This window comes from Parasedimentitalea huanghaiensis (genome assembly GCF_009753675.1).
GTDB lineage: Bacteria > Pseudomonadota > Alphaproteobacteria > Rhodobacterales > Rhodobacteraceae > Parasedimentitalea > Parasedimentitalea huanghaiensis.
In genome coordinates this window covers 42,065-54,213 of record NZ_WQLV01000019.1, presented here as the reverse complement: position 1 = coordinate 54,213, position 12,149 = coordinate 42,065, and the positions used below count along the sequence as shown (strand labels likewise).

The 12,149-nt window shown below is 56.8% G+C and carries 8 protein-coding genes; 6 read left to right on the top strand and 2 right to left on the bottom strand.

What is annotated here, in order from left to right; all coding sequences use genetic code 11:
* Positions 1-10 precede the first annotated feature (10 nt).
* Both GO984_RS21275 and GO984_RS21270 read left to right on the top strand, forming a co-directional pair.
* Positions 11-205: a SlyX family protein gene (locus GO984_RS21275; RefSeq protein ID WP_138163709.1), complete on the top strand. Its 195-nt coding sequence runs from the start codon at positions 11-13 to the stop codon at positions 203-205.
* 129 nt (positions 206-334) lie between these two features.
* Positions 335-949, top strand: a complete 615-nt coding sequence (locus GO984_RS21270) for a hypothetical protein (RefSeq protein WP_157024565.1) — start codon at positions 335-337, stop codon at positions 947-949.
* Between the two features lie 121 nt (positions 950-1,070).
* On the opposite strand, the gene GO984_RS21265 is transcribed toward GO984_RS21270, so the two are convergent.
* Together GO984_RS21265 and dnaE are read right to left on the bottom strand one after the other, a co-directional pair.
* Positions 1,071-1,502: a nuclear transport factor 2 family protein gene (locus tag GO984_RS21265; RefSeq protein ID WP_157024564.1), complete on the bottom strand. Its 432-nt coding sequence runs from the start codon at positions 1,500-1,502 to the stop codon at positions 1,071-1,073.
* Between the two features lie 602 nt (positions 1,503-2,104).
* Entirely contained in the window at positions 2,105-5,617 is a 3,513-nt protein-coding gene (gene dnaE / locus GO984_RS21260; RefSeq protein WP_157024563.1) for a DNA polymerase III subunit alpha, read from the bottom strand.
* Between the two features lie 355 nt (positions 5,618-5,972).
* Here dnaE and xdhA point away from each other — a divergent pair, with 355 nt between their 5' ends.
* From xdhA to GO984_RS21240, 4 genes are read left to right on the top strand one after another with little or no spacing between them, the layout of a single operon-like run.
* A complete protein-coding gene (xdhA, locus tag GO984_RS21255) occupies positions 5,973-7,343 on the top strand; it encodes a xanthine dehydrogenase small subunit (protein WP_157024562.1) in 1,371 nt (456 codons plus the stop codon).
* Positions 7,340-9,658, top strand: coding sequence for a xanthine dehydrogenase molybdopterin binding subunit (gene xdhB / locus GO984_RS21250; RefSeq protein WP_157024561.1), 2,319 nt, complete (start codon positions 7,340-7,342; stop codon positions 9,656-9,658). The genes xdhA and xdhB overlap by 4 nt, the downstream gene beginning before the upstream one ends.
* Complete coding sequence (xdhC, locus tag GO984_RS21245) at positions 9,648-10,583, top strand: xanthine dehydrogenase accessory protein XdhC (RefSeq protein ID WP_157024560.1); 936 nt, start codon at positions 9,648-9,650, stop codon at positions 10,581-10,583. The genes xdhB and xdhC overlap by 11 nt, the downstream gene beginning before the upstream one ends.
* Complete coding sequence (locus tag GO984_RS21240) at positions 10,580-12,097, top strand: ATP-binding cassette domain-containing protein (RefSeq protein ID WP_167740461.1); 1,518 nt, start codon at positions 10,580-10,582, stop codon at positions 12,095-12,097. Before xdhC ends, GO984_RS21240 begins: the two co-directional genes overlap by 4 nt.
* The last annotated feature ends 52 nt before the right edge of the window (positions 12,098-12,149 follow it).

Here is a 12,149-nt window from a genome sequence, read left to right as displayed (position 1 = left end):
GGAGAGCCCCATGCAAGACCTAGAAGAACAAATCGCCCATCTGACCCGCACGGTCGAAGACATGAGCGATGTAATGGCCAAGCAGCAAAGTGAAATTGCCACGCTGACCCGGCGCGTACAGATGTTGATGCAACGAGAAGCTGGCCGCGATCAGGATGCAGGCGGCAGCGCCACATTTGGCAACGAACGCCCACCACACTATTAATCAATCAGGGTTTTGACCCATTTATATTCCCCTTGATTTCTAACGGACCGCGACACAGGCTGAACTTGTTTTCTGACGCTGGCTCGCCAGCCCTGTGTTTTGTGTACGAGTATTTCAAGGAGATGTGCCATGGCACCATCCAATGATCCGGTAAAGTTTGTCGAAGAGGCAATCGTCGAGCACCAAAAACGCGTGCTCAATTTTTATAAATCGGTATGGAAGCGGGTAAAATCCTACCTGACGCCATTGCAGAAATTTTTGAAAAACGTACTTTCGGCAGCTAAAGATCTAGCCCAAACAGTTGGCAAAAAGGTCATTAGCCAGCTTACCGATACGATCCGCGCCATCTTGAACTTTCTGTCACCAATTGAAAAATTGCTAAAAGATATCATCCAACTGGGTAAGCGTATTCTGGCAACCATCCGCAAAAAGGCCGACAAAAACGAGGTCATTCGGTTTTTGAAAACCGTCGTGCGCAAGTACGTCGAAACCTTCACGAAAATTGTCGGGCTGATCACTGACCTGTGGAAAGAACTTGGCATTCTGGATGCTGTGTTGGCAGTTTTCAACAAATTCCGGTTGGTTCTGAGCATGGCATTTGGCTGGTTCGACCAAGTTACGGGCGTTCTGACTGCAATTGGGAAAGTCAGAAAACAGTTGCAAAAAGCAATGAAGTCGCTCCTGAAAGAGCGCAAAGAGGCCCTACGGCTGGTCAAAGACGTCGCCAAGCTCAAAGTTCCATAAGTTGATTGATTGCCAACTTATAGAGGCACCAAAATGTCGGACGTTAACAGAACACAGATCGAGAAGACCACTATTCTGGTCTTCACTAAGACTTGCTTGAGGAGCGCAAGCACCTACACCACTAGGCCCAGCGGAGTTTTTGCCCTGTCAAACAAGCCATCAGGGCATCATTGGGCAACTGCCCCAACTGCTCAAACAAAGCGAAACCATCAAACTTGGTGGTCATCTCAACAATGCGGTTATCCTTGATCCGCGCCATCATCAGCCCGCCCGCACGCACCGGCGTCACACCACCCAGACCATCCGCCGTCATTTCATAATCAATGCTGCACCAATCCCCATCTTCCAGACATCGGGAAATGCTGAACCGCATCGGCCCAACCAAGCTATGCATGATCTTGACCAACTCCGGCAGCTCACTTCGCGGCGCAATAACACCGTCGAACACCGTGTCTTCACCAACTTCAGGCGACAGTAAATCATCTAGCGCCGACACATCTGCATCTTCCCAAATCCGGGAAAACCAACTCTGCATAATCTCAAGTTTGGTCATGAAACACTCATCTGGTTTACAATATGCGACTCAGATACACCTATAGCCCACAAGATCGCATTCCAAGGTTAAAGGCAGGTTTAATCACATTATCAGGAACCAGCGACATCTGCTTCACAGCATCACAAGGCCCGACTATCCAGCTCCCCAAATTCATCTGCACACTCGCACCAAACGCAACCTGCCCAAAACGTGACCACCGCAAGAATTTCCAGTCCAAAAAAACACCAATCCAAGTTCGGGGAAAGGAAAACCACCCGAACTTGATTGCGCTCACGCCGCAGGGCAGCATTGTGAGGGCCATAAGGTGATCAGAAACAAACCATCCAAGTATTGTAACTGCTCACCCCTAAAAGAGACGGATTGCCTGCGTTGCCTCCTCAAGGCGCCAGCAATCAAGCGACGTCCGATAGGGAGAGGCTGGGTGGGAAACTGCCCAGCCACGCTTCCAACAGAGCACGAATCCCGGTTGTGGCCTCAGAGAAACGCCTAGAATTGGAAGCCCGGCACCGCCGGGCCGCGCCTGACCTCCCCCCCCCGGGAAGGCGCTTTGCACCTCCCCAAGGTCAGGCACGTCCCTCAGTTGAACGAAGCCCCCCAGCCTAAATCTCTTCAACATCCTCCACGCCATCAAGCGATTTAATCGCACCTTTGATCTGCGGATTGATCGGGAAGTACTGCCCCAAATCCAGTTCCACATCCCCTGGCAAAGTAGAGTCACGCAGGTACATCAGCACCTCGCCACGGCTGGCGTTCTTGGCCGCAGCGCGGGCCTCTTCCAGCACCGTCGCCACGGTCGCCACTGCGGCAGGTTCGGTCACATAAACCCGCAGACTACTATTACCGGCATCAGCCACAGCAGCGTCAATGGGGCCGACAGATCGCGCCAGCAGTTTCAGCTGGTCAGCTTCCACCGTCGCCTCGGCGCTCAGCACAACCTTGCCACCGGTCACCAGATGTTCGCGGCTTTTCTCTAGCGCTTCGGAAAATAGCGTAATCTCAAACCCGCCAGTCGTATCCGATAGTTGGGCAAAGGCAAAGCGGTTGCCACGCGCCGATTTACGCTCCTGACATCCAGCGACAACCCCCGCCATCTTGGCTAGAAACGGCCCACGCTTGGCCTTTTCAAGAACCTCATCCAGCGTCATCACGCCTTTGCGTTTCAACGCGGGCATGTAGTCATCCAACGGGTGGCCAGACAGATAAAAGCCAATCGCCTTGAACTCTTCGCTCAACCGTTCAGCAGGCAACCAATCCGGTGTGCCGGACATACGCGGTTCGGGCAGATCCTCACCCGCATCGCCAAACAGCGATACCTGGTTTGAATTCTTCTGCTCATGGATCGCATTCGAGTAGCTGACCAAGGGTTCCAAGCTGTCAAACACCCGGCGGCGGTTAGGGTCCAGCTGGTCAAAGGCCCCAGCCCGTGCCAGCATTTCCAATGGCCGCTTGCCTACTTTTTTCAAATCCACCCTGCGGGCAAAGTCATACAGGGTCGCAAAGGGTCGATCCTCGCCATAGGCACGACGCGCATCGGTCACCAGCTTCATCGCCTCAACGCCGACGTTTTTCAACGCGCCCAGCGCGTAGATCAACACCCCATCGATTACGTTGAACATCGCCTCCGAGCGGTTCACGCAGGGCGGAATATAGGGCAGACCCAGCCCCTTTTTCACCTCTTCGAAAAACACCGCCAGCTTATCGGTCAGGTGAATATCGCAGTTCATCACCCCGCCCATGAACTCCACCGGGTGGTTCGCCTTGAGCCAGCCGGTCTGGTAGGACACCACTGCATATGCCGCCGCGTGGGATTTGTTGAACCCGTAGTTGGCGAATTTTTCCAACAGGTCGAACACTTCCGAGGCCTTTTTGGGCGGCACGCCATTTGCCGCCGCGCCCTTTTCAAACTTCGGACGTTCAGCGTCCATCGCCTCTTTGATCTTCTTACCCATCGCACGGCGCAACAGGTCAGCCCCGCCAAGGCTATAACCCGCCATCACCTGGGCAATCTGCATCACCTGTTCCTGGTAGATGATGATACCTTGGGTTTCGGCCAGCAGGTGGTCGATCAGCGGGTGAACCGAGGTGATCTCTTTCAGCCCGTTCTTGACCTCACAATAGGTCGGGATGTTTTCCATCGGGCCAGGACGATATAGCGCCACCAGCGCCACGATGTCCTCGATACAGTTGGGCTTCATCCGCTTTAGCGCATCCATCATACCGCTGGATTCCACCTGGAATACCGCCACCGTTTTAGCGGCTGCATAAAGCTTATAGGTGGGGATATCATCCAACGGGATGGCGTTGATTTCGTTCACCGCGCCTTCGGGTGGATCATACAGCTGGGTGCCATCAGCGGCAATATGCAGATCACGCCCCTCGCCCTTGATCAAATCCACCGCACTTTGAATCACGGTCAGGGTTTTCAGACCCAAAAAGTCAAACTTGACCAGCCCGGCCTGTTCCACCCATTTCATGTTAAACTGGGTCGCCGGCATGTCGGATCGCGGATCGCGGTACAGCGGCACCAGCGCATCCAGCGGCCGGTCGCCAATCACTACCCCCGCCGCGTGAGTACCAGCAGAGCGCAACAGACCTTCGACCTGCATGCCGTACTTCAGCAGCCGGTCCACAACCTCTTCGTTGCGGGCCTCTTCTCGCAAGCGCGGCTCTTCCTTCAGGCTGTCCACGATGGACATCGGCTTGACGCCTTCAACCGGGATCAGCTTGGACAGCCGGTCCACTTGGCCATAGGGCATCTGTAGCACCCGCCCCATGTCGCGCACCGCCGCCTTGGACAGCAGCGCACCAAAGGTGATGATCTGCCCAACCTTGTCGCGACCGTACTTCTCTTGCACGTATTTGATCACCTCTTCACGGCGATCCATGCAAAAGTCGATGTCGAAGTCGGGCATAGATACCCGTTCTGGGTTTAGGAAGCGTTCGAACAGCAGCGAATAGCGCAGCGGGTCAAGGTCGGTAATCGTCAGCGCATAGGCCACCAGCGACCCCGCACCCGAACCGCGCCCCGGCCCCACGGGAATGTCGTGATCCTTGGCCCACTGAATAAAATCGGCAACGATTAGAAAGTAACCGGGGAATCCCATGCCTTCGATGATATCCAGCTCGAAATCGAGCCGTTTTTGGTATTCCTCAACCGTCACCGCGTGCGGGATCACTGAGAGGCGCTTTTGCAGGCCTTCGTTGGCGATACGACGCAGTTCAGCAACCTCGTCATCGGCAAACTTGGGCAGGATCGGATCACGTAAATAGGCCTTAAAGGCACAGCGCTTGGCTATCTCAACTGTGTTCTCAATTGCTTCGGGCAGGTCGGCAAACAGCGTGACCATTTCCTCTTGGCTCTTGAAGTAATGCTGCGCAGTCAGCCTGCGCCGTCCTTCGACCTGATCAACATAGGCGCCCTCGGCTATACAGATCATCGCATCATGGGCTTCGTACATCTCGGTATTGGGGAAATAGACATCATTGGTCGCGACCAGCGGCAGATCCATCGCATAGGCCATTTCCACATGGCCACGTTCGGTCAGTTTCTCCGCTTCGGGCTGGCCACCTTCACCCGGATGGCGTTGCAGCTCCACATACAGCCGGTCAGGGAATATCGCCTTGAGCCGGTCCATCAGCTCTTGCGCGGCGGGCCGCTGTCCCATCTGCAACAGCTGCCCCACAGGGCCGTTTGGTCCACCGGTTAGACAGATGACACCACCGGAATTCACCTCCAGTTCATCCAGCGTCACATAGGGTAACTCGCTCCCCTGCCGCATATACAGGCAAGAGTTCAGCTTCATCAGATGCTCATAACCCGTCTCGTTCTGCGCCAAGAGCACCATAGACGCAGGAGGCCGGGGCCGCTCACCCGGTGCGGGTTCGGCAAACCGCAAATCCATCTGGCAGCCAATGATTGGCTGCACACCAGCACCACTGGCTGAAACGGAAAATTCCAACGCCGAAAACAGGTTGTTACTGTCCGTCACCGCAATCGCGGGCATGTCATGCTTTTTGCACAAATCAGGCAGCTTTTTTAGCCGCAACGCCCCCTCTAGAAGGGAGTATTCGGTGTGGGAGCGCAGGTGAATGAATCGAGGAGTTTGGGTCATAAAGGCAAGTTAGCCCATTGCGGACACCCTGTGAAAGCTGATTATCCGAGTCGCTTCGCCCTCATTTTGACAGAATATCCACGCCCATTGTTCTGCTTTTGTTGAAAGTGTTATATAAGCGTTAAGAAGAGAAAATCCCTCAACTCTATGAAATTTAACGGGAACAACCTAAAAATTGGTCTTTTGGACACATCAATTCACCTCGTAATACTGCAGCGCAGAGTGACTTTTCCTTGCCAGACTAAGGATCTGCTTTCTACGCTAAGGACAGCAAGCGACAATGCCCGCCATTTCTTCTACGTCGCATCGAAGGATGGCAATTCGGCAAAACAATGTAACGCGACGGGTTTCAACAATGACAATCACCTTTCACTTAAACGGTGAGGAGGTAACGCTGCCGGACGCAGAGCCGACAGTGACGCTGTTGGATTGGCTTCGAGAAGAGCGCCACCTTACAGGAACCAAAGAAGGCTGCAACGAAGGCGATTGCGGCGCCTGTACAGTTATGGTGACGGATCCCAACGGCTCCAAATCCCTCAACTCCTGCATTCTATTCCTGCCACAGCTTAACGGCAAATCCGTGCGCACCGTCGAAGGTGTCGCCAGCGACACTGGTGAACTGCACCCGGTGCAGCAGGAAATGATCACCCATCACGGCTCGCAGTGCGGCTTCTGCACGCCGGGTTTTGTGATGTCGATGGTCACCGCCCACAAAAACGGCGCCACCGATCACGACGACCAACTGGCCGGCAACCTGTGCCGCTGCACCGGCTATGCCCCAATCATCCGCGCCGCCGAAGCAGTTGAGGAACAGCCAGTTCCCGTCTGGATCAAGAAAGAAGGCACCGAGCTGCCTGCCCCAGCCAACGCTGGTGAATTTTCGCCGCGCTCATCCGATGAGCTGGCCAAGGTCTATGCCGACAACCCAGATGCAGTTCTGGTCGCGGGTGCCACCGATGTGGGCCTTTGGGTCACCAAGGGCATGCGCCAGCTGGATCCGGTGATCTTCCTCGAAGGCTGCGCCGATCTGAAACAGATCGAGGTCACGGACACTCGTGTCCGTCTGGGAGCCATGGTCGACATGAACGCCATGCGCGAGGTGATCGAACCGCTGCACCCATCATACGGTGAAATGATCCGCCGCTATGCCTCGATGCCAGTCCGCAACGCCGCCACGGTTGGTGGCAATATCGCCAATGGCTCACCCATCGGGGATAACCCGCCAGCTCTAATCGCTCTGGGGGCCACTCTGCATCTGCGCAAAGGTGACAGCCGCCGCGACATCGCGCTCGAAGACTTCTTTATCGAATACGGTAAGCAGGACCGTGCAGCGGGTGAATTTGTCGAGGCCGTCAGTTTCCCGCGCCAAGCCGACACCCTGCGCGTCTACAAAATCTCCAAACGGTTTGACCAAGACATCTCGGCCGTGCTGGGTGCCTTTAACGTAACCGTGGACAACGGCACCGTTGCCTCTGCCCGTATCGCATTTGGCGGCATGGCGGGTACCCCGCACCGTGCCACCCACGTTGAAAACGCCTTGATCGGCCAACCCTGGACCGAAGAGACCGTCACCAAAGCCATGGCTGAATTTGGCAAGGACTACACCCCAATGACCGACATGCGTGCCTCGGCTGACTATCGCCTGGACAGCGCCAGCAATCTGCTGGCTCGCTATTTTGCCGAGATGAACGGCGAAACGACCTCGGTTCTGGAGGTGGCGATATGAACGACCTGAGCAACAAAGGCCCCGTCGCCAAGCCCTTGCCCCATGACGCAGCCCTGCTGCATGTGACCGGCAAAGCCCGTTATATCGACGACATACCAATGCCCGTTGACTGCCTGCATCTGGCCTTTGGCACCTCTCCCATTGCCAAGGGCCGGATCCAGTCAATGGACCTGTCCGAGGTCAAGGCCAGCAAAGGCGTGGTTGCAGTGCTGACCGCCGACGACCTGCCCTTTACCAATGATGTTTCGCCGTCGATCCACGACGAACCGCTGCTGTCTGACGGCACCGTTAATCATGTCGGTCAGCCGGTGTTCCTGGTTGTCGCCACAGGCCACAACCTTGCCCGTGCCGCCGCGAAAAAGGGTAAGATCGACTATGTCGAAGAAACCCCGATTCTGACCATGGACGAGGCGATGGCGGCCAACAGCCGGTTTGAGGATGGCCCGCGAATCTACACCAAGGGTGATCCCGCCGCCGCGATTGATGCTGCCCCACGCAGTGTCAAAGGCACGTTCGAGATCGGCGGCCAAGAGCACTTCTATCTTGAAGGTCAGGCCGCTTTGGCCCTGCCGCAAGAAGGCTGCGACATGCTGGTGTCCAGCTCGACCCAGCACCCAACCGAGATCCAGCACAAGGTGGCAGAGGCCATCGGCCTGCCAATGCATGCAGTCCGGGTTGAAACCCGCCGTATGGGTGGCGGTTTTGGCGGCAAGGAAAGCCAGGGCAACGCGCTGGCGGTCTCCTGTGCCATTGCCGCACGCCACACTGGCAAGCCCTGCAAGATGCGTTATGACCGTGACGATGACATGATCATCACCGGCAAACGGCACGAGTTCCGCATCACCTACCGCGCTGGTTTTGATAATGACGGCCAGCTGCTGGGGGTCGAATTCCATCACATGACCCGCTGCGGCTGGGCGCAGGATCTGTCCCTGCCCGTGGCCGACCGCGCCATGCTGCACGCCGACAACGCCTATGCCATCCCGGCCATTCGCATTGAAAGCCACCGCTTGAAAACCAACACCCAAAGCGCCACCGCCTATCGCGGATTTGGTGGCCCTCAGGGGATGGTTGGGATCGAGCGCGTGATGGATCACATTGCCCATGATCTGGGGCTGGATCCGGTCGAGCTGCGCAAACGCAACTACTATGACGCGCCCAACAACCGGGTTCGGGCTGACAACACCACGCCATATGGCATGGAAGTCACCGATTTTGAGCTGCACGGCATGACCGATCAGCTGCTTGAAACCTCAGACTATGCTGCCCGCAAGGCTGAAATTGCCGAGTGGAACAAGGGCCAGTCCCGGCTCAAGCGCGGCATCGCCTTCTCGCCGGTCAAATTTGGCATCTCCTTCACCCTCACCCACCTCAACCAGGCGGGTGCACTGGTGCATGTCTATCAGGATGGCTCGGTTCACCTGAACCACGGCGGCACCGAAATGGGTCAGGGCCTGTTCCAAAAGGTGGCGCAAGTGGCAGCGTCGCGCTTTGGCGTTGGCATGGATGTGATCAAGATCACCGCCACCGACACCGCCAAAGTGCCCAACACCTCGGCCACCGCGGCTTCGTCCGGGTCAGACCTGAACGGCATGGCGGTCAAGGCTGCCTGTGACACCATCCGTGACCGCATGGCCGAGTTCCTGTCCGAGCGCCACCAGTGTGATGCCAAAGCTGTCAAATTCGAAGATGGTCAAGTGATCATCGGTGACGATGTGATGACTTTTGAGGAAGCCGCCTCGCAGTGCTATCAGGGACGTATCAGCCTGTCGTCAACCGGGTACTACAAAACCCCCAAGGTGAAATGGGACCGGATCAAGGGCCAGGGACGTCCGTTCTTCTACTTCTCATATGGCGCGGCCATTACCGAAGTGGTGGTGGACCAGCTGACTGGTGAAAATCGCATCCTGCGCACCGATATCCTGCATGATGCCGGCGCATCGCTGAACCCGGATCTGGACATCGGCCAGGTCGAAGGTGCCTATGTACAGGGCACCGGATGGCTGACCACCGAGGAACTGGTCTGGGATGACAAAGGCAGCCTGCGCACCCATGCGCCGTCGACCTATAAAATCCCTGCCTGTTCCGACCGTCCCGATGTGTTCAACGTAGATCTGTGGGATGGCCGCAACCCCGAGGATACGATTTATCGGTCCAAGGCCGTGGGCGAACCGCCGTTTAACCTAGGCATCTCGACCTTCCTGGCGCTCAGCGATGCGGTATCGGCTTTTGGCGATGCCTATCCGGCGCTGGATGCGCCCGCAACGGCTGAACAGGTCTATACCACGATCCGGAGGGTCCGTGATGGGGTTTGACCTACAGGGTCTGAAATCCGCGGTGACCGCCCATGGGCGTGTCACCCGGGTTGTCATCGCCGACATTCGTGGCTCCTCCCCTCGCGAAGTCGGTGCGGCGATGCTGGTCTGGTCTTCGGGCCAGTCCGGAACCATCGGCGGCGGCACATTGGAATATGAGGCCGCCGAGACAGCCCGTTCACAGTCCAAAGACCGGGTGCTGAGCAAACACGCGCTTGGCCCCGATCTGGGCCAATGCTGTGGCGGTGTCGTTTTTCTGCTGAGCGAAGTCTACGATGCAGCGAAAGTGGCAGCACTGGACGAGGAACTCATCGCCCGACCAGCGGACCCTGCCCCAGTGCCGATGTCCGTCACACGCGTGTTGACAAAACTGCGCAATCAAGGCCAGCGCCCCGTCCCGCAGCTGATCGATGGTTGGATGATTGAACCCGTGCACAAGCCCGACACACCTTTGTGGATCTGGGGCGCCGGACACGTGGGTCGTGCCCTAGTTGATGTGCTGTCCCCCCTGCCAGACTTGGACATCACCTGGGTGGATACCGCACCTGAGCGTTTTCCGGAGAACATTGCAGAAGGCGTAACAGCTGTTCCGGCCTCTGACCCGACGCTTTTGGTTCCACACGCACCTGAAAATGCTCAACATTTGGTACTCACCTATTCCCACACACTCGATCTGGCGCTATGCCACGCCTTGTTGAAGCATGAATTTTCTTTTGCTGGTCTCATCGGCTCAGCCACCAAATGGGCGCGATTTCGCTCCCGGCTGGGTGGGTTGGGACACAGCGCCGGGCATATCGCCCGGATCACTTGCCCCATTGGCGATCCGTCACTGGGCAAACATCCGCAGATGATTGCGGTCGGCGTTGCAGGGGAAATTCTGCGCGCAGGCGCAAAGGAAGAGTTAAAGAAGGATAGACGCGCGTGACTGTTCCATTGCTGAGCCTGCAAGGGCTGACCAAGGCCTACCCCGGAGTGGTGGCCAACGACACTGTGACTTTCGATATCGGCGAGGGAGAAGTCCACGCGCTGTTGGGGGAAAACGGGGCCGGAAAATCCACACTAGTGAAAATGATTTATGGATTGGTGAAACCTGACAGCGGCCAGATGCTGTTGCGGGGCCAACCCTATGCCCCCCCTGAACCCCGCGCGGCTCGTGGTGATGGCATTGCTATGGTGTTCCAGCACTTTTCACTGTTCGACGCCCTTAATGTGTCTGAAAACATTGCGCTTGGCATGGAAAACCCACCGCCGATGAAGGATCTGGCTACCCGTATCCGCGAAGTCTCTGAGGCCTATGGTCTGCCTCTGGACCCCTACCGCACAGTTGGCGATCTGTCGGCAGGCGAGCGCCAAAGGGTCGAGATCATTCGCTGCCTGCTGCAAGACCCCAAGCTGCTGATCATGGATGAACCTACATCAGTGCTGACACCGCAAGAGGTCGAGATCTTGTTCCAGACGCTGCAGAAATTGCGATCTGAAGGCACCTCAATCCTGTACATCAGCCACAAGCTGGAAGAGATCCGCACCCTGTGTGATCACGCCACCATTCTACGACTGGGTAAAAACGTCGGTGAATGTACACCGGCCGAGACTTCGGCGCGTGACATGGCGGAGCTGATGGTGGGCTCGACCCTACACACTCCAGAACGGTCGGGTCGCGAATTTGGTGCTGCGGCTATGGATGTGTCGGGCCTTTCGGTTCCCTCCCCCTCGGCCTTTGGCACAGCGCTGAAAAACGTGCACCTAACGGTGCGCAAAGGTGAAGTGCTGGGTATTGGCGGCGTGGCTGGCAATGGCCAGGATGAATTGCTGAACGTATTGTCCGGTGAAACAGTCACCGAAGCGGATGCAGTCAAGCTGAATGGTGAAGCCATTGGTCAATTGGGCCCGGTCGCGCGACGCCGTCTGGGTGTGCTTGCTGCCCCCGAGGAACGATTGGGCCATGCGGCTGCGCCAGATATGAGCTTGACGGAAAATGCCATGCTGACCGGATCGGTCCGTCAGAACTTGGAGACCAATGGTTTTCTGAACTGGGGCGCAGCCAAGGAATTCGCCGAAACGGTGATCAAGTCCTTTGACGTGCGCACACCTGGGCCTGAAAATGCAGCGCGATCCCTGTCAGGCGGCAACTTGCAAAAGTTCGTGATTGGCCGCGAAGTGCTACAAGACCCCGACGTGCTGGTGGTAAACCAGCCCACCTGGGGTGTGGACGCCGCAGCCGCAGCTGACATCCGGCAATCCTTGCTGGATCTGGCTGCCAAGGGTGCAGCGGTGATCTGTATCAGTCAGGATCTGGATGAGCTGATGGAAATCTCGGACAGTTTTGCCGCGCTGAACGAAGGTCGCTTAAGCGCACCGCGCCCAGCAGCCGGGCTGACCGTCGACGAAATAGGCCTGATGTTGGGTGGCGCCCACGGAATGGAGGTCGCACATGATTGACCTCAAACTCGGAAAATTCGCCTTCGGCGTGAGTATTTACAACAAAAAGAAG

Bases quoted from the DNA above. Each gene is read 5' to 3' on its own strand.
- GO984_RS21275 (WP_138163709.1), top strand. From the start codon at position 11: ATGCAAGACCTAGAAGAACAAATCGCCCATCTGACCCGCACGGTCGAA.
- dnaE (WP_157024563.1), bottom strand. From the start codon at position 5,617: ATGACCCAAACTCCTCGATTCATTCACCTGCGCTCCCACACCGAATAC.
- xdhA (WP_157024562.1), top strand. From the start codon at position 5,973: ATGACAATCACCTTTCACTTAAACGGTGAGGAGGTAACGCTGCCGGAC.
- GO984_RS21265 (WP_157024564.1), bottom strand. From the start codon at position 1,502: ATGACCAAACTTGAGATTATGCAGAGTTGGTTTTCCCGGATTTGGGAA.
- xdhC (WP_157024560.1), top strand. From the start codon at position 9,648: ATGGGGTTTGACCTACAGGGTCTGAAATCCGCGGTGACCGCCCATGGG.
- xdhB (WP_157024561.1), top strand. From the start codon at position 7,340: ATGAACGACCTGAGCAACAAAGGCCCCGTCGCCAAGCCCTTGCCCCAT.
- GO984_RS21270 (WP_157024565.1), top strand. From the start codon at position 335: ATGGCACCATCCAATGATCCGGTAAAGTTTGTCGAAGAGGCAATCGTC.